Consider the following 21,757-nt stretch of genomic DNA (forward strand, 5'->3'; position numbering starts at 1 on the left):
TTGTACTTCTGGTGCTGATCCCAATGACGCTAACTTCTCCTCGCAAAGCCCTGCATCTGCGCATGTGGGCGCTGTTTATGTTCTTCTTCATCCCCGGGCTGCTGATGGCTTCCTGGGCAACGCGCACCCCGGCAATCCGCGATACGCTATCCGTCTCGACGGCGGAGATGGGGATCGTGCTGTTTGGCCTGTCGATTGGCTCGATGAGCGGCATCCTCTGCTCGGCCTGGCTGGTGAAGCGCTTTGGCACGCGCGCGGTGATCCGTACCACCATGTGCTGCGCCGTGGTGGGAATGTTCGCTTTGAGCGTGGCGCTGTGGTTCGCCTCGCCGCTGATGTTTGCCCTTGGGCTGATGGTATTTGGCGGCAGCTTTGGTGCGGCTGAAGTGGCCATTAACGTCGAGGGGGCCGCCGTCGAACAGGCGATGAACAAAACGGTGCTGCCCATGATGCATGGCTTTTACAGCCTCGGCACGCTGGCGGGCGCGGGCGTGGGGATGGCACTGACGGCGCTGGGCATTGCGGCCAATGTGCACATTTTGCTGGCGGCGCTGGTCTGTATTATCCCGATCCTCACCGGCATCAGGGCTATTCCCGCAGGCACAGGACAACACGCCTCGGACGAACAGAAGTCTGCGGCAAAAGGGTTGCCCTTCTATCGTGATTTCCAGCTAATGCTGATTGGCGTGGTGGTGCTGGCGATGGCATTTGCTGAAGGCTCCGCCAACGACTGGCTACCGTTGCTGATGGTGGACGGGCACGGATTTAGCCCCACCTCCGGCTCGCTGATCTACGCTGGATTTACGCTCGGCATGACCGTCGGACGCTTTACCGGCGGCTGGTTTATCGACCGTTACAGCCGCGTGGCGGTCGTCCGTGCCAGCGCCCTGCTGGGTGGGCTGGGCATCGCGATGATCATCTTTGTGGATGTGGACTGGATTGCCGGTGTGTCGGTGATCCTGTGGGGGCTGGGCGCCTCCCTTGGCTTCCCGCTGACCATTTCCGCTGCCAGCGATACCGGTCCCGATGCGCCGACGCGCGTGAGCGTTGTGGCGACCACGGGCTACCTCGCTTTCCTGGTGGGGCCGCCGCTGCTTGGATTCCTCGGTGAGCACTACGGGTTGCGCAGCGCCATGCTGGTGGTGTTAGGGTTAGTGATTATTGCCGCCCTGGTGGCGCGTGCGGTGGCAAAACCGGAAGCAGAACAAACGACAATGGAGAAGGGATATGAGCGTTAAACTGATTGCAGTCGACATGGATGGCTCCTTCCTGAGCGATGCGAAAACCTATAATCGCGCGCGTTTTCTGGCGCAGTACGCGCGCATGAAAGCGCAAGGCATCCGTTTTGTGGTCGCCAGCGGAAACCAGTACTACCAGTTGATCTCATTTTTCCCCGAGATCGCCCATGAAATCGCCTTCGTCGCCGAAAACGGCGGCTGGGTGGTGGATGCGGGCGAAGACGTGTTTAACGGCGAACTGTCGAAAGAGCATTTTCTGACCGTCGCCACCCTGTTAAACGACGTGCCCGGCATTGAGATAATTGCCTGCGGAAAAAACAGCGCCTACACGCTGAAAACGTATAACGACCTCTTCAAAGAGATTGCGGCGAAATACTATCACCGCCTTGAAAGCGTCAGCAGCTTTGACAACCTCAACGATATTTTCTTCAAGTTCGGGCTTAACGTCTCTGACGACGAAATACCGCGCATTCAGGCGCTGCTGCATGAGAAGCTTGGCGACATCATGGTGCCGGTGACCACGGGTCACGGCAGTATCGACCTGATAATCCCTGGCGTGCACAAAGCTAACGGCCTGCGGATCCTGCAAGCGCGCTGGGGCATTGAGGACAGTGAAGTGGTGGCCTTTGGCGACAGCGGTAACGACGTGGAGATGCTGCGCCAGGCTGGGTTTGGCTTCGCGATGGCCAACGCCAGACCGCATATAAAAGCTGTGGCCCGCTATGAAGCGCCGAACAATAATGACGAAGGGGTGCTGGACGTGATTGATATGGTGCTGGAGGGGAAGGCGCCGTTTAATTGATTCCGTGCGGTCTGGTGCCCTCACCCTAACCCTCTCCCACAGGGCTGAGGGTTCCCCACAAAATAATGCCTGCACAGATGGCCCCCTCTCCCTTGAGGGAGAGGGCTGGGGTGAGGGGGAACATACGGCTCTGGTGGTCATTCCGTTCACTTTATGTTCCTTGCTACTCTGTCACGACATGACCGGTGAACGTGCCAGGGTGGCTCAGTCGCCACCACCCTGGCGACCCGGGCTTCCGGCGGAAAATCGCCGCTTCGCGGTGCCTTCGGCTTATTCCTTCCGGCTTATCGGGGACGGGCGGAGGTAACATCCCTGTAAAGCCCGCCCTCTCGGCGCATCCCTGCGCCTCGCCCCGGCCTACAGGAAACGCCTCAGCGATTTACAGCCGGACCGAGGCATCGCTGAAAGCCCTCAGTTATTCTGAGGCAACGTTATCGCTTTTGCTTTCAAATTACTGGGGATCCCTCAGCCCACAGGGAGAGGGAACTGTCCCGAGCTCGCCCAGGGGGGAGAGGGAATAAGGATTACGGTTGCAGTGCGCTTCCGACGCGTTTGTCCTTCAGGAACACCACCATCAGCCCTACCCACAGCACACCGTTTGCGAGGTTGAACAGGCTGAACAGCCCGTTACCGCCGAAAGCATAGGCATGTTTGCTCACCTCAATACCGACGGTGAAAATCAGCATTTGCAGCATCCCCATCGCGGCAGACACCGTGCCTTTACTCATTTCACTGGCGAACAGCGTCAGGCGCACCAGGCCAGCATTCGCCACGCCGATACCAAACGCGTAAACACTCAGCCCCGCCGTCATCCACAGGTACGCATGAGACGAGGCTACGGTCGCCACCGCCGCGATAATCAGCCCTGCCGCTATGGGCCAGCCGCCCAAAATAATCAGCGAACGCACGGTACGGCGCGACGTCAGACGCGCCAGCACCAGGTTACCGATAATCAGCGCGCCAAAAATCGGCACCTGTAACAGGCCATACTCATAGCTGCTAAGCTGTTCGCCGCTGATGATAATGACCGGCGACTGGGCAATCCACGCCAGCAGTGGCAGGCTGACAAACCCCGTCGCCAGCGCGCCCGCGACAAAACGACCGTTTTTCAGCACTGCCTTATAATCCCGCCCAAGCTCTTTAAGCGAGAGCTTTTCGCCCAGGCGGGTGGCGGTTTCCGGCATCGCACGGTGCAGGCCAAAGAAAGAGATAGCCGCAAGCGCGGCAAAGAGGACGAACATCCCCTCCCACGGCGCGACGTGAACCCATGCGGCTCCCACCAGCGGCCCAAGAAGCGGTGCAATCAGTGCCACGTTTGCCATCAGCGCGGTAATTTTGATACACACCGCCTCCTCAAACGACTCCTGAATAGCGGCATAGCCCACGGCGCCAATAAAGCACAGGCTCACGCCCTGAAGGAAACGCAGCAGTGTGAACTGCTCAATACTCTGCGCCAGCAGCGTGGCGAGACAGGTGACGATAAACCACACTACGCCCGTCAGCATCACCGGACGGCGGCCAATACGATCCGACAGCGGCCCTAACAGCCACTGTAAAAACATGCCACCCGCCAGATAGGCGGTCATGGATGTCGGCACCCACTCAATACCTGCGTTGTACTGCTCAACCACAGCCAGCATGCCGGGCTGGATCATGTCGTTGCCGATGTAGGTAGAGAATTCGTAAAGCACCAGACACAGAGGAAAAAGTAACGCCTGACGACCCAGACGATTACCGGAAGAAGAACGGTTTATCATGCAATCTCTTTAGTATGAAAAAATCGCGATGAGTGTAATGAATTGCCGCTGTCTGAGATAGCAAATTAACGTGAAAAAACAGAAATAACGCACTTATCGTTGTTGTTTAAGGTTTCCTTAAGTTGCCCTCCCTATGATAGTGCTATTTCACGTTATTGACCGAAACTATGACACACGCCGTCAGCCCTTCAGAATTATCTAAGTTACCGACAAATAAGACAAAACGTCTTTACCGTTTGCCTGCCCGCTTTTATGGTTATCAACTTTTCGTGCTTATTGCCCTTGCGGTGCTTTTTACCTGGCTTTCGCGCAATGAATCGCTTGACCGATGGATAACCGGTTTCTGGTATGACGCAGCGGCGCATCATTTTCCGCTACAGCAAAACCCGCTGCTGGATCTGCTGAACCATCGGTTGGCGAAATATGTGACCATTGTTATCGCTGCCGCATCGCTGATTTACGGCGCTTACAAACGCAATGCCCGACTGGTAACGGCCGCGCTTCTGATGGGGCTGGGTGCGCTGGTAGTAGGGGTGCTGAAAAGCATAAGCCACCACAGCTGTCCGTGGGATCTGGTGGAATATGGCGGCAGGTCCGTTTCGTATCCCCTGTTCAGCGCCGTTCCGGCAGACAGCGGACCGGGACGCTGCTTTCCCGGCGGCCACGCCTCCAGCGGGTTTATGGTGATGGGGCTGTTTTTTGCCTTCTGGCGTGAACGTCCGCGCCTGGCATGGTCCTTTGTCGCGTCAGGCGTTGTTATGGGGCTGGTGATGGGCTTCGGGCAGGTCATGCGCGGCGCGCATTTTTTCTCTCACAACCTGTGGGCCGGGTGGTGGGTCTGGTTTTCCCAGGTGCTGGTTTACGGGCTGGTTTCCGCCCGGTTTGCTAAAGAGTAACGAGATTATGTTAGAAAATCTGAACTACGAACTGTTTTACCTGCTCAACGCCACACCGTCGTCACCGGAATGGATGATCGATCTCGCCACCTTCATTGCGAAAGATCTGATTAGCATTGTACCGGCGCTGGCAGTGATCCTCTGGTTATGGGGACCTCGTACACAGGTCACCGCCCAGCGCCATCTGGTGATCAAAATGGCGATGGCAATTGGCGTGAGCGTGCTGGCAAGCTACGTGCTGGGTCACGCCTTCCCGCACGATCGTCCGTTTGTCGATCGCGTCGGCTACAACTTCCTGCACCATGCGCCGGATGACTCGTTCCCGAGCGATCACGGCACGGTGATCTTCACCTTTGCGCTGGCCTTCCTGTTCTGGCATCGCCTGTGGTCCGGCGTAGTGCTGATGGGCGTGGCAGTCGCCATCGCCTGGTCCCGCGTCTACCTGGGGGTGCACTGGCCGCTGGATATGGTCGGCGGTTTCCTGGTGGGGCTGATGGGCTGCGTCAGCGCAGCCATCCTGTGGAGCCTTTTTGGCCCGGCGCTTTATCATGGATTATCACAGGCCTATCGCGTTCTGTTTGCCCTTCCGATCCGCAAAGGCTGGATACGTGACTAACCCCGGTCCGTCAGGTTACACTTGAGCCCCCGCCCTGCGGGGGCTCACTTTTTTAGCCCGAGGATCTATGGAAACACGTCGCGATGACCGCATTGCTCAGCTGCTTCAGGCGCTGAAGCGCAGCGATAAGCTGCATCTTAAGGAAGCCGCTTCCCTGCTTGGCGTGTCTGAAATGACCATTCGTCGCGATCTGAACAGCGACAGCGCCCCCGTTGTGCTGCTTGGCGGGTATATTGTTCTGGAGCCGCGTAGCGCCAGCCATTATCTGTTAAGCGATCAAAAAACACGCCTGGTGGAAGAGAAGCGCAAAGCCGCGCGGCTCGCCGCCTCGCTGGTGCAGCCGCATCAAACGCTGTTTTTTGACTGCGGTACGACAACCCCGTGGATCATCGAGGCCATCGACAGCACCGTTCCCTTTACCGCCGTCTGTTATTCGCTAAATACCTTCCTGGCTTTGCAGGAGAAACCAGCATGCCGGGTGATTTTGTGTGGCGGCGAGTTTCATGCCAGCAACGCCATCTTCAAGCCGCTGAATATTCAGGACACGCTGAGCAATGTATGCCCTGATATCGCCTTTTACTCTGCGGCGGGCGTGAATGTGAAACAGGGGGCAACCTGTTTTAATCTTGAAGAGTTACCGGTGAAACAGTGGGCGCTCAACGCCGCGCAGCAGCATGTGCTGGTGGTCGATCACAGTAAATTTGGCAAGGTCCGTCCGGCAAGGATGGGAGAACTGTCGCGCTTTGACGCCATCGTCAGTGATTGCCGCCCGGATGACGAGCTGGTGGCATACGCGAAAGCGCAGCAGGTGAAGTTGATGTATTGAGGTTATGCCGGGTGGCGCTGCGCTTACCCGGCCTACGTTCGAGCCGTTGTAGGCCGGGTAAGGCGAAGCCGCCACCCGGCAAAAACTTAGCTGAACCAGCTGCCAAACCAGCCGTGGAATTTCATTAACACAAAGTCCCACATCCGGCTGAAGAAGCCGCCCTCTTCCACCGCTTCCATTACCACCAGCGGACGCTGCTCAATAGATTTGCCGTTAAGCTGGAAATCTATCGTCCCGACCACCTGACCTTTTTTCAACGGTGCGGTGAGCTGTGGCTCGGTCAGGGTATAGCTGGCTTTCAGGTTTTTCAGCTGACCGCGTGGAATGGTGACGGAACCCGCTTCACCCGCTCCCAGGTTCACTTCACTTTTATCACCAAACCAGACACGCTGGCTGACGAAGGTGGCGTCCGGCTTAATCGGCGTGACGGTTTCAAAGAAGCGGAAACCCCAGGTCAGCAGTTTTTCGGATTCGTTAAAACGAATACGGTCGGTTTTCGTTCCCAGCACCACTGAGATCAGGCGCATATCGCCCTGCGTCGCAGAAGCCACCAGGTTGTATCCGGCCCCGGCAGTTGTACCGGTTTTCATGCCGTCCACGTTAACGTTACTGCTCCACAGCAGACGGTTACGGTTAGGCTGGCGGATATTGTTGAAGGTAAACTCTTTCTCTTTATGGATAGCGTACTCATCCGGCACGTCATGGATCAGCGCTTTGCCCAGCAGCGCCATATCGCGCGCGGTACTGAACTGACCCGGCGCATCCAGGCCGTGAACAGTTTTAAAAGTGGTATTGGTCAGACCCAGTTTTTTCGCGTAGCCATTCATCAGCCCAATAAATGAGTCCTGACTGCCCGCGACGTAATCGGCCAGCGCAATACAGGCATCATTTCCCGACTGAATAATAACCCCTTTATTCAGATCGGACACGGAGACCTGGTCGCCAGGCTTCAGGAACATCACGGACGAGCCGCGCAGCGCCGGGTTACCGGTCGCCCAGGCATCTTTCCCGACGGTGACCATGTCATTCAGCTTGATCTTGCCCGCTTTCAACGCCTGGCCGACCACATAGCTGGTCATAATTTTCGTCAGGCTCGCCGGGTCGAGTTTTTCGTCGGCGTTACCTTCCGCCAGCACTTTCCCGCTGGCGTAATCCATCAGGATCCAGGCGCGCGCATCAACAGGCGGCGCTTCGGGCGCTGTCTGTTCCGCCGCATGGAGCGTTGGGGCAAAAAGGAAAAGCAGCGCCGAGCCTGCCGCCAGGCTGCGCAGAGAGGAAGTTTTTTGCGTCATAAATGCCACCCGAGTGTCCATTCTAAAAATCACGTCACAATCACCGTGTCGCAAGAAGCGATGAGTAATAGCGCACTACAGCCTTCAAAGAAACCTGTTCCAGGTAAAGTTTTTAAAGTTTATGCAATAACATTCAGATACGCTTTGATTGCGGTGTTTTTTTTAGCATCTGTTGCGTAATTGTTAGGTTTATCTCACCATGGCGAAAAGCTGACTCGGATTCACATCTCATCGGGAGTAAATATGATTACGCTGTGGGGCAGGAACAATTCGACCAACGTGAAAAAAGTGCTCTGGACGCTGGAAGAGCTGGATTTACCGTTTAAGCAGGTTATGGCGGGCCTGGAGTTTGGCGTGAATAAAGACGCGGACTACCTGGCGATGAACCCAAACGGACTGGTGCCGCTACTGCGCGATGACGAGACAGACGCCACGCTGTGGGAGTCTAACACCATCGTGCGATACCTCGCCGCGCAGTACGGCCAGGGTCGGCTGTGGGTAGAAAATCCAGCCCAGCGCGCGCAGGGCGAAAAATGGATGGACTGGGCAAACCAGACGCTTTCCCCAACGCACCGCGTGATCCTGATGGGGCTTATCCGTACGCCGGAAGCCGATCGTGATTATCCCGCCATTCATGCCGCCCAGGACGCGTGCGAGTCGCTGTTTGCGATGATGGACGACGAACTGGCGAAGCATACCTGGTTCTCCGGCGACACGTTCGGCGTGGGCGATATCGCCGTCGCCCCTTTCGTCTGGAACCTCACTAACATGGGTCTCAGCTGGACCCCGCGCCCTCACCTTGAGCGCTGGATCCAGCAGCTCAGCGAGCGCCCGGCGTATCGCAACGTGGTGATGATCCCGGTGACCTGATTACGACCCGGACGGGCTGACTTTCCAAAGCTGCCCGTCCGTCTCGTCGGTCAGCACGTACAGATAACCATCCGGCCCGACGCGCACATCGCGAATTCGCTGATCTTTATCCCCAAGAATGCGCCCGTCCTCCGTCACGGTATTGCCCTTCACGCTCAGCACGATGACGTCTTTCTCCTTCAGCGCGCCGATAAACAGCTTGTTTTTCCACTGCGGGAAGACGTCGCTGTTGTAGAACGCCATGCCGCTGACGGCGGGCGACACTTTCCAGACAAACAGCGGTTTTTCAGTGCCCTCAACGTGCTCGCCTTTCGCTTCCGGGATTTTCAGGCCGCTGTAGTTGATCCCGTGCGTCGCCATCGGCCAGCCGTAGTTTTTGCCTTTTTCAGGAATGTTGATCTCATCCCCGCCGCGAGGGCCGTGTTCATTAAGCCACAGCGCGTCGCTCCACGGGTTCATCGCCATCCCCTGCGGGTTGCGAATGCCGTAAGACCAGATTTCAGGCCGTGCACCGGCTGTGTTCACAAACGGGTTATCCGGCGGCACTTTCCCGTCCTCCGTCAGGCGCACCACCTTGCCCTGAAGCTTATCCAGATCCTGCGCCGTCGGGCGCTGGTTGTTTTCACCCAGGCCAATAAAGAGATGGCCTTTGCCGTCGAACACCAGCCGTCCGCCAAAGTGGTTGCCAGTAGAGAGCTTCGGCATCTGTCGGAACACCACCTGGAAGCCCTCAATGCGCGAGAGGTCATCGCTCAACCGCCCGTAGCCCACCGCGGTGCCCGCTTTTCCATCATCACCCGCCTCGGCGAAGCTGAGCCAGATCCGCCGTGATTGTTCAAAATCCGGGGCCAGCACCACGTCCAGCAATCCGCCCTGGCCGCTCGCCCAGACCTTCGGCACGCCGATAATCGGATCGGAGAGCCCTTTCCCTGCCTGCCAGTGCTTAAGCTGCCCGTCTTTTAGCGTGATCAGCAGCCCCTTATTATCAGGCAGAAACGCCAGCGACCAGGGGTGATCCAGTTTTGTCTGTAGCACGTCGACCTTAACCGTCTCGGGCGCCGCAAGCAGCGAAAGCGGGAATAACAGTACAGGGAGGAAAAGCAGCGAGGATCGAGGCATAACGCACTCCTTTATCGGCATATGGCTTAAAGATTAGCCACTGTTCCCGGGTGCGTTAACACTTTTACAAAAGCTTAATCAAAAGGGGGAGTTGCCTCCCCCGGGTTCAGTGTCGGGCAAGCGTTTCCGGCTTGTTCAGACACATGATGCAAAGCGCGAGCGTGGTCAGGCAGTTTTCAAGCTTCTCCGCGTTAACGGCAATAAAATTCGGGCAGTCGTGACGTCCGTTCATCAAACAGACCCCTGCGATGGAAAGCACCTCGGCGGCGCGGCGCAGCGCCACTAATTCGTTTTCAGCGCAGTGCGCTTTCAGGATGGGTGCTTTTTCACGCATGAAATTGCAAAGTTCAAAGAAATTTTCACGCAGATTTTCGCTTTCGCTGACTGACATATACCCTTTCGCCTTGCGGAGTTGCAGATATGCAGCCAGGTCGATTCGGGCGTTGATCAGCTTGTTAAGCAGATCGCGTTTCAGTCTGTCAACGGACATGCTATTTCCTCCTCTGTCAGCCATGTTACCCTATTAATAATAAGGTCATTTTTTGTACAATGTGATGCCTGAGATCAATAAACGATAACTGATTAACATTCTTTACAATGTTACAACGATTGCCCGCCTCAACTGCGCCATCAAGAGTGTATAAATCCCCCGCGATACGCTGTAAAATCCCGCCCTGATAACTCCATAATTGATGAATTTTTAACCTATGAGCAATGTTACGCACCCGCCGAAAATCGGCTTTGTCTCCCTGGGCTGCCCGAAGAACCTGGTGGATTCCGAACGCATCCTGACTGAACTTCGCACTGAAGGCTATGACGTGGTGCCAAGCTACGACAACGCCGACATGGTGATCGTCAACACCTGTGGGTTCATCGACAGCGCGGTCCAGGAGTCACTGGAAGCCATTGGTGAAGCCCTGACGGAAAATGGCAAAGTGATTGTCACCGGCTGCCTGGGCGCGAAGGTGGATCAGATCCGCGAAGTGCACCCGAAGGTACTGGAGATCACCGGCCCGCACAGCTACGAGCAGGTGCTGGAACATGTTCATCACTACGTACCAAAGCCAAAGCACAACCCGTTCCTGAGCCTGGTGCCGGAACAGGGCGTGAAGCTGACGCCGCGCCACTATGCTTACCTGAAAATTTCCGAAGGCTGCAACCATCGCTGCACCTTCTGCATCATCCCGTCGATGCGTGGCGATTTGGTGAGCCGTCCGATTGGCGAGGTGCTGGCAGAAGCCAAACGCCTGGCCGACGCGGGCGTGAAGGAGTTACTGGTCATCTCCCAGGACACCTCCGCCTACGGCGTGGACGTCAAACACCGCTCCGGTTTCCACAACGGCGAGCCGGTAAAAACCAGCATGGTCGGCCTGTGCGAGCAGCTTGCTAAGCTCGGGATCTGGACGCGTCTGCACTACGTCTACCCTTACCCACACGTTGACGATGTGATCCCGCTGATGGCTGAAGGCAAAATCCTGCCGTATCTGGATATCCCGTTACAGCACGCCAGCCCGCGCATTCTGAAGCTGATGAAGCGTCCTGGCTCCGTTGACCGCCAGCTGGCGCGCATCAAGCAGTGGCGCGAGATCTGCCCTGAACTGACCCTGCGCTCCACCTTCATCGTTGGCTTCCCGGGTGAAACCGAAGAAGATTTCCAGATGCTGCTCGACTTCCTGAAAGAAGCGCGTCTGGATCGCGTGGGCTGCTTCAAGTACAGCCCGGTTGAAGGCGCAACGGCCAACGAGTTGGCGGACCAGGTACCGGAAGAGGTCAAAGAGGAACGCTGGAACCGCTTTATGCAGCTGCAACAGCAGATCTCTGCTGAACGCTTGCAGGAGAAAGTGGGCCGCGAAATTCTGGTCATTATCGACGAAGTGGACGAAGAAGGCGCGATTGGCCGCAGCATGGCGGATGCGCCTGAAATCGACGGCGCGGTGTACCTGAACGGGGAAACCAACGTCAAGCCGGGCGATATTATTCGCGTGAAGGTTGAAAACGCCGACGAGTATGATTTGTGGGGCAGCCGGGTTTAATCTTAACCCCTCACCCCGGCCCTCTCCCCAAAGGGGCGAGGGGGAACAGACCGCACCGAGCAGTCCCCTCTCCCCTCAGGGGAGAGGGTTAGGGTGAGGGGTAAGTTCCTGCAAAAACCTACCCCTTAATCCGCGGATCCAGCGCGTCGCGCAGCCCATCGCCCAGCAGGTTAAACGCCAGCACGGTCAGGAAAATGGCCAGGCTCGGGAAGATCGCCACGTGCGGGGCGATCACCATATCCGCCCGCGCCTCGTTCAGCATCGCCCCCCACTCCGGCGTCGGCGGCTGTGCGCCTAACCCCAGAAACGACAGGCTGGCCGCCGAGATAATCGACACGCCTATGCGCATGGTGAAATAGACCACGATAGACGAGACCGTTCCCGGCAGAATATGGCTGAACAGGATAGTGGCATCGCCGGCTCCCATGCTGCGGGCCGACTCGATAAAGGTCTGCTGCTTCAGCACCAGCGTGTTGCCACGTACCAGGCGCGCGAAAGCGGGAATCGTGAATACCGCCACGGCGATGATGACGTTCGCCATGCCGCTGCCCATCACCGCCACCACGGCAATCGCCAGCAGAATACCGGGAAAGGCAAACAGCACGTCGCAGATACGCATGATGATGCGGTCCCACCAGCCTTCATAGTACCCGGCCACCAGCCCCAGCACGGTGCCAATTGCTGCGCCCATCAGCACCGCAAAGACCCCGGCCGCCAGCGAGATCTGCGCCCCTACCAGCACGCGGCTGAAAATATCGCGCCCGAGCGAGTCCACGCCAAACCAGTGCATCATCGACGGTCCATCGTTCAGCCGGTCGTAATCGAAGTAATTTTCCGCATCAAACGGGGCTATCCAGGGGGCGATAATCGCCACCAGGATCAGCAGTAACACAAACAACCCGGCGACCATAGCGACGGGCTGACGACGGAATCGACGCCAGAACTCAACCCACGGGGTGCGAATATGGTCCGGCCTGATCCCCGGCATAGCGTTTAAAATGGCCTGGCGACGCCAGTTCAGTAATCGCATCTTACTTATACCTGATGGCCGGGTTAATGGCGGCGTACAGCACATCCACCACTAAGTTGATAAGAATAAACTCCAGCGAGAAAAGCAGAACTTCAGCCTGAATAACCGGATAGTCACGCATATCGACCGAGTCGACCAGCAGGCGCCCCAGCCCCGGCCAGTTAAAGACCTTCTCAACCACGATAGAGCCGCCCAGCAGGAAGCCGAACTGTAGCCCCATCATCGTGACCACCGGGATCATCGCATTACGAAAACCATGCTTCAGAATGACCCATTTCTCACTCACCCCTTTTGCCCGCGCGGTGCGAATGTAATCTTCGCTCAGCACGTCGACAAAGGAGGCGCGGGTGAAACGGGCCATCACTGCCGCAACGGCTGCGCCAAGCGTCATAGAGGGCAGAATGTAGTGCTTCCAGGTGTCGGCCCCGACGGTGGGCAACCAGCCCAGCTCGACGGAGAAAATCTGCATCAGCAGCATACCCAGCGCAAACGCCGGGAAAGAGATACCGGTGACCGCCAGCGCCATACCGAGCTTATCCGGCCAGCGGTTGCGCCAGACGGCGGCGACAATCCCCGCGCCCAGGCCAAACACAACCGCCCAGCTCATACTGGCAATCGTTAACCAGAAGGTGGGCATAAAGCGGCTGGCAATCTCCTCCGACACCGGACGACGCGACACCATCGAGATGCCGAAATCGCCCTGAAGGACATTGCCAATGTAGCGCAGAAATTGCCGATACAGCGGCTGGTCAAGACCGAGCTGTTTACGTACCAGTTCTATAACCGTGGCATCCGCTTCCGGTCCGGCAATCAAACGCGCCGGATCGCCGGGCAGCATGTGGACAAATAAAAACACCAGCACGGCCACAATCAGCAGCGTCGGGATAAGCCCCAGCAGGCGTTTACACACATAATTCAGCATGAGTTTTATTTTAGATCCGCGTCGTCAAAGCTAAAGCCCGTATCCGGCATGATGTAAAAACCGGTCAGCGCTTTATTGTGGGCTGAGACCAGTTTTTCCACCACCAGCGGCACCCACGGCGACTCTTTCCAGATAATGTCCTGCGCCTCTTTGTACAGGCGCGCTTTCTCTTCCGGTTTGATGGTTTTCAGGGCATCGGCCAGATCCTTATCCACCTGCGGATTACTGTAGAACGCGGTATTGAACAGCGTTGGCGGCCAGTTCTGGGAAGCAAACAGCGGCGACAGGGACCAGTCCGCTTCACCGGTTGAAGCCGTCCAGCCGGTGTAGAACATCCGCACGCCGCTCTCTTTCTGTCCTTTGCCTTCCACTTCCGCCGCGCGCTGTCCGGCATCCATCGCCGTGACCCTGGCTTTAATGCCCACCTGTGCCAGCTGCTGCTGGGTAAATTGCAGCACCTTCTGCGCGGTACTGTGGTTATGCGACGACCACAGCGTGGTGCTAAAGCCGTTCGGATAGCCCGCCTCTTTCAGCAGTTCCCGCGCTTTCGCCGGATCGTACGGCCACGGCTGATAGCTCTGCGCGTACTCAATGGTTGGCGGCATCACGCCCGTCGCCGGGGTGGCGTAGCCGGCAAAGGCCACCTTCACCAGTGCCTGGCGGTTAATGGCGTAGTTGATGGCTTCGCGCACCTTCGGGTTATCAAACGGTTTCTGCGTGACGTTCATGCTGATGTAGCGCTGCATAATCGACGGGCTGGCCACCAGCTCCAGCTTGCTGTTTTTCGCCAGCAGCGCTGCCTGTTCGTAGGGGATCGGGAAGGCAAACTGCGCTTCGCCGGTTTGCAGCATCGCGGCGCGGGTATTGTTGTCCACGACCGGCCGCCAGGTGAGGGTATCCAGCTTCGGCAGCCCCGGCTGCCAGTATCCGGCGAATTTCTTTACCTTCACATAATCGGTCTGGTTCCAGGTAAGCAGTTCGTACGGTCCGGTCCCCACCGGGTGGAAGCCAATCTCTTTGCCGTATTTCTTTAACGCCGCAGGGGAAATCATCACCGTCGCGGGATGCGCCAGGATATTGATAAACGCCGAGAACGGCTCTTTGAGGGTGATCTTCACCGTCGCCGGATCAACCGCCTCGGTTTGGGCGATATTTTTATATAGGTTGTAGCGCTTAAGACCGTTTTCCGGATTGCTGGCTCGGTCCAGGTTGACCTTAACCGCCTCGGCGTTGAAGTCGGTGCCGTCCTGGAACTTCACGCCGGTACGGAGCTTAACGGTATAGACCAGCCCGTCGTCCGACACGGTATAGCCTTCCGCCAGCACGTTTTTCAGCTTCATCTCGCGGTCCAGGCCGAACAGCCCCTGGTAGAAGGATTTTGCCACCGCCTGAGAAAGGGTGTCGTTAGCATCATACGGATCCAGCGTCGTGAAGTTAGACCCCACAGCCACCACCACATCTTTCGCCGCGAACGCGGGGGCGGCGGCCAGCGCAGCCGTCACGCTCGCGGCCAGCAGCCATTTACGAGCAACAAAAGGAACCATTGTGTTCTCCTGCCTGTTGTAAGTTATAACCGCGAGAATGCATTGCCCTGACGCGGGGGTGCGACAAAATGACCGGGACCGACTTCACGCAGCGCCACGCGCTCCAGAGTTTCGCCCCGTTTACGAATATTGCTCGGCATTTCGTCCTGCAACAGCACGCGCTGGGCGTGACGATGCTCAGGATCGGCAACCGGTACGGCGGCCATCAGCTTGCGGGTGTACGGATGCTGCGGGTTTTCAAATACCGCCCGACGGGGGCCAATTTCAACAATTTGCCCCATGTACATCACCGCCACGCGATGGCTGATCCGCTCAACCACCGCCATATCGTGAGAGATAAACAGAAACGCAATGCCCAAATCCCGCTGTAAATCGAGCAGGAGATTGATGATTTGCGCGCGGATGGAGACATCCAGCGCTGACACGGACTCATCCGCAATCACCACTTTCGGATTCAGGGCCAATGCCCGGGCTATGCAGATACGCTGTCGCTGACCGCCAGAAAATTCGTGCGGATAACGCCAGGCATGCTCCGGTTTCAGGCCCACGCGCTCCAGCAGCCACGCGACGCGGCGCTGCGCGGCTTCACCGTCGAGCAGGTTGTGCACCCGCAGCGGCTCCATAATCGAGTACCCCACCGTATGGCGCGGATCGAGCGACGCATAAGGATCCTGAAAAATAAACTGAATATCCCGGCGCACCGCCTGCAATTTACCATTGGGGAGTGTATCGATGCGCTCACCGTTGAAGGTGATGCTCCCCTCCTGCGACTCAACCAGCCTGAGCAGCGCCCGCCCGGTGGTGGATTTACCGCAGCCGGACTCCCCCACCAGCGCCAGCGTTTCGCCCGGCCAGAGATCAAAACTGACGTATTCAACCGCATGCACTTCGCGCTTCACGCGGTTAAGGATCCCGCTGCGCAGCGGGAAACGGGTCACCAGGTCACGCACTTCAAGAATCGGCCTGCCGGAAACCACCGTGTTCTGCTCGGTTTCGTCTTCCTGCTGGCCCTGTTCGGTCTGAGAGAACAGCGGAAAACGGCGCGGAAAATCACTGCCATTCATGGCGCCCAGACGCGGGACCGCCGCCAGCAGCGCTTTAGTATAAGGATGCACCGGCGCATGAAAGACCTGCTCCACCGTGCCGGTTTCCACGGCATTGCCCAGATGCATAACCAGCACCCGATCGGCAATATCCGCCACCACCCCCATATCGTGGGTGATGAATATCACCCCCATCTCCATCTCCTGCTGCAACACCTTAATCAGTTGCAGGATCTGGGCCTGAATGGTGACGTCCAGCGCCGTGGTGGGTTCGTCCGCAATGAGCACCGCCGGACGGCACGACAGCGCCATCGCAATCATCACCCGCTGGCGCATGCCACCGGAAAGCTGATGCGGATAGCGGGACAAAATCGCGTGCGCCTCAGGGATACGTACCAGCTCCAGCATCCGTTTAGCTTCGTTGAGCGCCTCATCACCGCTCAGTCCCTGATGCAGGCGGATAGATTCGGCAATCTGCTCGCCCACCGGGAAGACCGGGTTCAGGGAGGTCATCGGCTCCTGAAAAATCATCGCAATATCCGCCCCGCGCACCCCCTGCATCCGGGACGCGCTCAGCTCGTTGAGATCGATAACCTGACGGTTGCGACGGCGCAACAGCATCCGCTCGCTGGTGACCTGCCCGCCCGTCTGCTCAAGCAGACGCATCAGCGCCAGCGCGGTAACCGATTTACCGGATCCGGACTCGCCGACAATCGCCAGCGTCTCGCCGCGCCTGAGCGAAAACGATAAATTCTGTACTGCAGGGATGAACTGCCGCTCTTCCTGAAAGGCAATATTCAGTTGGTGGACAGCCAGCACTTCGCAGTTGTCCAGCTCTTCACTGTGCGGCACGCAATGCCCCCTTATTCACGATAAATGCCTGTGCTGGGCGCATCGCCGGCATACCCCCACGCCCGGTACATCCCTTCACTGTTGAACGGCAGCGCCACGTTGCCCTCCCGATCCACCGCGATTAAGCCACCTTCTCCGCCCAGGGCTGGCAGTTTCTCCATTACCACCCGCTCGCAGGCCTCACTCAGACTTAATCCGCCGTAATCCATTAGCGCGGTAATGTCGTAGGCCGCCAGCGCGCGAATAAACACTTCGCCAGTGCCGGTGCATGACACCGCCGCCGTGGCGTTATTAGCGTAACACCCGGCCCCCGGCAGCGGACTGTCGCCGACGCGTCCGGGAAGCTTGTTGGTCATACCGCCTGTCGACGTCGCGGCGGCGAGGTTACCGGCTTTATCCAGCGCCACCGCGCCTACCGTGCCCATTTTTCTGCGTTCATCGAGCGGCGCGGCATGGTCCAGTTGCGTCATCCCCGCTGTACGGGCCTCCAGCAACTGCCGGTAACGCTCCTCGGTGGAAAAAAGATCGGGCGAGACCGTATCCATCCCGTGCTCGACGGCAAATTTCTCCGCCCCCGCCCCGGTCAGCAGCACATGCGGGCTTTGATCCATCACCAGACGCGCGGCCAGTACGGGATTGCGCAGTCGGCTGACGCCCGCCACCGCCCCCGCTTTCAGGGTGATGCCGTCCATCACGCAGGCATCCAGTTCATGCGTTTCATCGCGCGTAAAGACCGAGCCAATACCGGCATTAAACAGCGGACACTCCTCCAGCAGGCGCACCGCTTCGGTCACCACGTCCAGCGCGCTTTCGCCCGCTTCCAGCATGCGCTGGCCTGTTTCCACAATGGCGTTCAGCGCATCAATATAACGCTTCTCCTGCTCGGGACTGAGCTGTGCACGGGTGATTGCCCCGGCACCGCCATGAATTGCGATAACCGCTTTACTCATTTCGCATCACCCATCAGCCTGGCTGGCTGCTTTTTCTATAAATATCATTATCGTCGACGAATCTTCAGATGATTTTTGAATATAGAAAGACGCAACTGTGATGTAAAGCTTACACCCATCGGGTCATACAGTTAGCCGCACTTTTCTGCCATAATGAGCGCTTTCGTTGTTACTCCGCAGGAGCCCACCATGGATTTTACCGCCGGACTGATGCCGCTTGAGACGGCACTCTCGCAGATGCTTGATCGTATTACTCCCCTGCACGACGTTGAGACGCTGCCGCTTGTGCGCTGTTTTGGCCGTATTGCCGCGCGCGATATCGTCTCGCCGCTGAACGTGCCGGGGTTCGATAACGCGGCGATGGACGGCTATGCCGTACGTCTGGCGGATTTGCAAACGGGTCAGCCGCTGCCGGTGGCAGGTAAAGCCTTTGCCGGGCAGCCGTTCAACGGTGAGTGGCCAGCGGGCACCTGCGTGCGCATTATGACCGGCGCGCCGGTGCCAAAGGGCTGTGAAGCCGTGGTGATGCAGGAAGAGACCGAACTAACGGACGACGGCGTGCGTTTTACCGCCAGCGTCAAAGCGGGACAGAATATCCGCCACATCGGGGAAGACATTACCCTCGGCGCAACGGTCTTTGCCGCCGGGCAAAAACTGACGGTCGCCGAACTGCCGGTGCTGGCATCGCTTGGCATCGCGGAGATTGACGTTGTCCGCAAGGTACGCGTGGCGGTGTTCTCAACGGGAGACGAGCTACAGCTTCCGGGTCAGCCGCTGAACGAGGGGCAGATTTACGACACCAACCGTCTGGCGGTGCACCTGATGCTTGAGCAACTGGGCTGCGAGGTGATTAACCTCGGCATCATTCCTGACGATCCGGAGAAACTGCGCACGGCGTTTATCGACGCGGACGCCTCTGCCGACGTGGTGATCAGCTCCGGCGGCGTTTCGGTTGGCGAAGCGGATTACACCAAAACCCTGCTTGAAGAGCTGGGTGAAATCGCCTTCTGGAAGCTGGCGATTAAACCGGGCAAACCGTTCGCGTTTGGCAAACTTCCGCACAGCTGGTTCTGTGGCCTGCCGGGTAACCCGGTCTCTGCCGCGCTGACCTTCTACCAGCTGGTGATCCCGCTGCTGGCGAAGCTTTCAGGCAACAATGCCGACCCGCTGCCGGAACGTGTGCGCGTGCGGGCGGCAACGCGCCTCAAAAAATCTCCGGGCCGTCTCGATTTCCAGCGCGGCATTCTGGCGCGCAACGCCGATGGCGAGCTGGAGGTGAGCACCACCGGGCATCAGGGTTCGCACATCTTTAGCTCCTTCAGCCAGGGTAACTGCTTTATCGTGCTGGAGCGCGATCGCGGCCACGTTGAGGCGGGCGAATGGGTTGAAGTGGAACGCTTTAACCACCTGTTCGGAGGCTGACATGACGGTGGAACTGAGCGACCCGGAGATGATGCGCTACAACCGCCAGATCGTGCTGCGCGGGTTTGATTTCGAGGGTCAGGAAGCGCTCAAGGCGGCCAGCGTGCTGGTTGTCGGCCTTGGCGGGCTGGGCTGCGCGGCGGCGCAATACCTGGCTGCGGCGGGCGTCGGCCGCATGACGTTACTGGATTTCGATACCGTGTCGGTGTCGAACCTGCAACGCCAGACGCTACACAGCGACGCGACGGTTGGTCAGCCGAAAGTGGAATCTGCGCGCACGGCGCTGGCGCGAATTAACCCCAACGTTCAGTTCACCCTGATTGACGCGATGCTGGATGACGACGCGCTGTTTGCGCAGATTGCACGGCATGACCTGGTGCTGGACTGCACCGATAACGTCGCCATTCGCAACCAGCTCAATGCGGGCTGCTTTGCCCATAAAACGCCGCTAATTTCCGGCGCGGCCATCCGCATGGAGGGGCAAATCAGCGTTTTCACCTACGCTGAGGGAGAGCCCTGCTACCGCTGCCTGAGCCGTCTGTTTGGCGAGAATGCGCTGACCTGCGTCGAGGCGGGCGTGATGGCGCCGCTGGTTGGGGTTATCGGTTCCTTGCAGGCCATGGAGGCGATCAAGGTGCTGGCGCATTACGGCACGCCCGCAGCGGGCAAAATCGTGATGTATGACGCGATGACCTGTCAGTTCCGCGAGATGAAGCTGATGCGTAATCCGGGGTGTGAGGTGTGCGGAGGTTAAACCCCGCTGCGGCCTGATGCCCTCACCCCGGCCCTCTCCCACAGGGAGAGGGAGAAAATCGTAGGCCGGGTAAGCGTCAGCGCCACCCGGCAACAGCATCAAATAGACGTCCGCCCAAACGCCCCCTGCCAGTCCTGCTCAAACTTCACAATTGCCGCATCTACTGCCGGAGAGGTAATAAACTGCTGCGCCACGTCCAGCGGCAGCGTGATGGACTCGCACCCTGCCAGCAGGCAGTCCAGCGCCTGGCGCGGCGTTTTAAAGCTCGCGGCGAGCACCTTTGACTGCGGTGCGTGCAGCGTCAGCAATTGTTGCAGTTCAATCACGGTCTGGATCCCGTCCCCGCCCTGCGCGTCCACGCGGTTCACGTAAGGGGCCACATACTCAGCACCCGCCAGCGCGGAGAGCATCCCCTGCGCTGCGCCGTATACCGCGGTACCCAGGGTCGGGATCCCTTCTGCTTTCAGCATTTTGATCGCCGCCAGCCCTTCAGCGGTCACGGGCACTTTCACCACCAGGTCATCGATTATCGCGCGCAGCTTACGTGCGTCTTCCACCATCCCCTCGGCGGTCTTCGCCATCACCTGGGCGAACAGCCGGCCCTTGCCGCCCAGCGCGTCGTGCAGCGCGGGCAGCAACTCTTCCAGGGGGGTTTTACCCGCCGCCACAATGCTTGGGTTAGTGGTCACGCCCGCCAGCGGGAAGATACGCGCCAGCTTTTTGACTGCCGCAACGTCAGATGTGTCGAGATAAAGTTCCATGATGTCACCCTCAAAATTAGCCTGCATTTACCCTATCACGAGAAAACCTGCTCATGAATTGACCCATATCAAGATAACTTTCATTCGAAAGCATTTTAATCTTCATATGTAATTAGAGGGCAAAAAAATGATCTTCAACATACAGCGTTACTCCACCCACGACGGCCCCGGTATTCGAACCGTGGTGTTCCTGAAAGGCTGCTCGCTGGGCTGTCGCTGGTGCCAGAACCCGGAAAGCCGCTCCCGCACGCGGGACGTCCTGTTTGACGCCCGTCTGTGTCTGGACGGCTGTGACCTGTGTCAGCAGGCCGCGCCAGGGTGTGTTGAACGTGCGCTGAACGGGTTGATCATCCATCGTGAAAAATTAAGCGATGAGACGCTCACTGCCCTCACCGACTGCTGCCCGACGCAGGCGCTTACCGTCTGCGGTGAAGAGAAGCAGGTGGAGGAGATTATGGCCACCGTGCTGCGCGACAAGCCCTTCTACGACCGCAGCGGCGGCGGGATCACCCTCTCCGGCGGCGAGCCGTTTATGAATCCTGACCTGGCGCACGCCCTGTTTAAAGTCAGCCATGAACAAGGCATTCATACTGCGGTTGAAACCTGCCTTCACGTCCCCTGGCATTATATCGAGCCGTCACTGCCGTATGTCGATCTGTTCCTGGCGGACCTGAAGCATGTGGACAGTGACGTATTCAAACAGTGGACCGATGGCTCAGCCAGACGGATCCTGGACAACCTGAAGCGCCTGGCTGCCGCCGGGAAAAAAATCACCATTCGCGTGCCGCTGATCCAGGGCTTTAACGCCGATGAAGCGTCGGTTACCGCCATTACCAATTTCGCCGCCGACGAACTCGGCGTTCACGATATTCATTTTCTGCCGTATCACACGCTGGGCATGAACAAATACACCCTGCTCGGCCAACCCTACTCTGCCCCTGACAAACCGCTGGATAACCCTGCCCTGCTGGACTTCGCGCAGCAGTATGCCTGCCAGAAAGGGTTAACCGCGACCTTACGAGGATAAACT

20 protein-coding genes are annotated in these 21,757 nt (G+C 58.1%); 10 read left to right on the forward strand and 10 right to left on the reverse strand.

Going from position 1 to position 21,757, the window contains the following annotated elements; genetic code table 11:
* Window positions 1-23 precede the first annotated feature (23 nt).
* Together ACOTXC_RS12750 and ACOTXC_RS12755 are read left to right on the forward strand one after the other, a co-directional pair.
* Window positions 24-1,238 (forward strand): MFS transporter, encoded by a 1,215-nt coding sequence (locus tag ACOTXC_RS12750; RefSeq protein WP_023299676.1) that lies wholly within the window; start codon window positions 24-26, stop codon window positions 1,236-1,238.
* Window positions 1,228-2,040, forward strand: a complete 813-nt coding sequence (locus tag ACOTXC_RS12755) for a Cof-type HAD-IIB family hydrolase (RefSeq protein WP_022647558.1) — start codon at window positions 1,228-1,230, stop codon at window positions 2,038-2,040. Before ACOTXC_RS12750 ends, ACOTXC_RS12755 begins: the two co-directional genes overlap by 11 nt.
* 524 nt (window positions 2,041-2,564) lie before the next feature.
* Here ACOTXC_RS12755 and ACOTXC_RS12760 read toward each other — a convergent pair.
* Window positions 2,565-3,797: an MFS transporter gene (locus ACOTXC_RS12760; protein WP_022647557.1), complete on the reverse strand. Its 1,233-nt coding sequence runs from the start codon at window positions 3,795-3,797 to the stop codon at window positions 2,565-2,567.
* 167 nt (window positions 3,798-3,964) lie between these two features.
* Here ACOTXC_RS12760 and ACOTXC_RS12765 point away from each other — a divergent pair, with 167 nt between their 5' ends.
* The 3 genes from ACOTXC_RS12765 to deoR all read left to right on the forward strand — a co-directional run bounded on the left by ACOTXC_RS12765 (window position 3,965) and on the right by deoR (window position 6,135).
* Window positions 3,965-4,693, forward strand: coding sequence for a phosphatase PAP2 family protein (locus tag ACOTXC_RS12765; RefSeq protein WP_421767722.1), 729 nt, complete (start codon window positions 3,965-3,967; stop codon window positions 4,691-4,693).
* Between the two features lie 7 nt (window positions 4,694-4,700).
* Window positions 4,701-5,309 carry an undecaprenyl-diphosphate phosphatase gene (ybjG, locus tag ACOTXC_RS12770; RefSeq protein WP_421767723.1) on the forward strand — a complete coding sequence of 203 codons (609 nt, stop codon included), beginning with the start codon at window positions 4,701-4,703 and terminating at the stop codon, window positions 5,307-5,309.
* Window positions 5,310-5,376: 67 nt separating this feature from the next.
* The gene (gene deoR / locus ACOTXC_RS12775; RefSeq protein WP_022647554.1) at window positions 5,377-6,135 is read left to right on the forward strand and encodes a DNA-binding transcriptional repressor DeoR; all 759 of its coding nucleotides are present in this window, start codon (window positions 5,377-5,379) and stop codon (window positions 6,133-6,135) included.
* Window positions 6,136-6,221: 86 nt separating this feature from the next.
* On the opposite strand, the gene dacC is transcribed toward deoR, so the two are convergent.
* Window positions 6,222-7,427: a serine-type D-Ala-D-Ala carboxypeptidase gene (gene dacC, locus ACOTXC_RS12780; protein WP_023299674.1), complete on the reverse strand. Its 1,206-nt coding sequence runs from the start codon at window positions 7,425-7,427 to the stop codon at window positions 6,222-6,224.
* 243 nt (window positions 7,428-7,670) lie between these two features.
* Between dacC and ACOTXC_RS12785 the strand changes: the two genes are divergently transcribed.
* Window positions 7,671-8,297, forward strand: coding sequence for a glutathione S-transferase family protein (locus ACOTXC_RS12785; protein WP_063138193.1), 627 nt, complete (start codon window positions 7,671-7,673; stop codon window positions 8,295-8,297).
* Here ACOTXC_RS12785 and ACOTXC_RS12790 read toward each other — a convergent pair whose 3' ends face one another.
* Window positions 8,298-9,416 (reverse strand): PQQ-dependent sugar dehydrogenase, encoded by a 1,119-nt coding sequence (locus tag ACOTXC_RS12790; RefSeq protein ID WP_022647551.1) that lies wholly within the window; start codon window positions 9,414-9,416, stop codon window positions 8,298-8,300.
* Between the two features lie 106 nt (window positions 9,417-9,522).
* Window positions 9,523-9,906, reverse strand: a complete 384-nt coding sequence (bssR, locus tag ACOTXC_RS12795; protein WP_038415734.1) for a biofilm formation regulator BssR — start codon at window positions 9,904-9,906, stop codon at window positions 9,523-9,525.
* Between the two features lie 217 nt (window positions 9,907-10,123).
* Here bssR and rimO point away from each other — a divergent pair, with 217 nt between their 5' ends.
* Window positions 10,124-11,449: a 30S ribosomal protein S12 methylthiotransferase RimO gene (gene rimO / locus ACOTXC_RS12800; RefSeq protein WP_023299671.1), complete on the forward strand. Its 1,326-nt coding sequence runs from the start codon at window positions 10,124-10,126 to the stop codon at window positions 11,447-11,449.
* Window positions 11,450-11,567: 118 nt separating this feature from the next.
* On the opposite strand, the gene gsiD is transcribed toward rimO, so the two are convergent.
* The 5 genes from gsiD to iaaA are packed head-to-tail and all read right to left on the reverse strand — an operon-like array spanning window position 11,568 to window position 17,790.
* Window positions 11,568-12,479: a glutathione ABC transporter permease GsiD gene (gene gsiD / locus ACOTXC_RS12805; protein WP_032624585.1), complete on the reverse strand. Its 912-nt coding sequence runs from the start codon at window positions 12,477-12,479 to the stop codon at window positions 11,568-11,570.
* 1 nt (window position 12,480) lies between these two features.
* On the reverse strand, window positions 12,481-13,401 hold the full coding sequence (gene gsiC / locus ACOTXC_RS12810; RefSeq protein ID WP_006809475.1) for a glutathione ABC transporter permease GsiC: 921 nt from the start codon (window positions 13,399-13,401) through the stop codon (window positions 12,481-12,483).
* Between the two features lie 5 nt (window positions 13,402-13,406).
* Entirely contained in the window at window positions 13,407-14,945 is a 1,539-nt protein-coding gene (gsiB, locus tag ACOTXC_RS12815; protein ID WP_421767724.1) for a glutathione ABC transporter substrate-binding protein GsiB, read from the reverse strand.
* 23 nt (window positions 14,946-14,968) lie between these two features.
* Window positions 14,969-16,840, reverse strand: coding sequence for a glutathione ABC transporter ATP-binding protein GsiA (gene gsiA / locus ACOTXC_RS12820; protein WP_421767725.1), 1,872 nt, complete (start codon window positions 16,838-16,840; stop codon window positions 14,969-14,971).
* Between the two features lie 11 nt (window positions 16,841-16,851).
* A complete protein-coding gene (gene iaaA / locus ACOTXC_RS12825) occupies window positions 16,852-17,790 on the reverse strand; it encodes a beta-aspartyl-peptidase (protein ID WP_045308527.1) in 939 nt (312 codons plus the stop codon).
* A gap of 189 nt (window positions 17,791-17,979) precedes the next feature.
* Here iaaA and moeA point away from each other — a divergent pair, with 189 nt between their 5' ends.
* Window positions 17,980-19,212, forward strand: coding sequence for a molybdopterin molybdotransferase MoeA (moeA, locus tag ACOTXC_RS12830; RefSeq protein WP_023305756.1), 1,233 nt, complete (start codon window positions 17,980-17,982; stop codon window positions 19,210-19,212).
* A 1-nt stretch (window position 19,213) separates the two neighbouring features.
* Window positions 19,214-19,966: a molybdopterin-synthase adenylyltransferase MoeB gene (moeB, locus tag ACOTXC_RS12835; protein WP_038415730.1), complete on the forward strand. Its 753-nt coding sequence runs from the start codon at window positions 19,214-19,216 to the stop codon at window positions 19,964-19,966.
* 98 nt (window positions 19,967-20,064) lie between these two features.
* On the opposite strand, the gene fsa is transcribed toward moeB, so the two are convergent.
* The gene (gene fsa / locus ACOTXC_RS12840) at window positions 20,065-20,727 is read right to left on the reverse strand and encodes a fructose-6-phosphate aldolase (protein WP_022647542.1); all 663 of its coding nucleotides are present in this window, start codon (window positions 20,725-20,727) and stop codon (window positions 20,065-20,067) included.
* A gap of 127 nt (window positions 20,728-20,854) precedes the next feature.
* Between fsa and ACOTXC_RS12845 the strand changes: the two genes are divergently transcribed.
* The gene (locus tag ACOTXC_RS12845; protein ID WP_022647541.1) at window positions 20,855-21,754 is read left to right on the forward strand and encodes a glycyl-radical enzyme activating protein; all 900 of its coding nucleotides are present in this window, start codon (window positions 20,855-20,857) and stop codon (window positions 21,752-21,754) included.
* Window positions 21,755-21,757 lie beyond the last annotated feature (3 nt).

Source organism: Enterobacter cloacae complex sp. IR5428 (assembly GCF_049238585.1).
In the GTDB taxonomy this organism is placed as follows: domain Bacteria; phylum Pseudomonadota; class Gammaproteobacteria; order Enterobacterales; family Enterobacteriaceae; genus Enterobacter; species Enterobacter intestinihominis.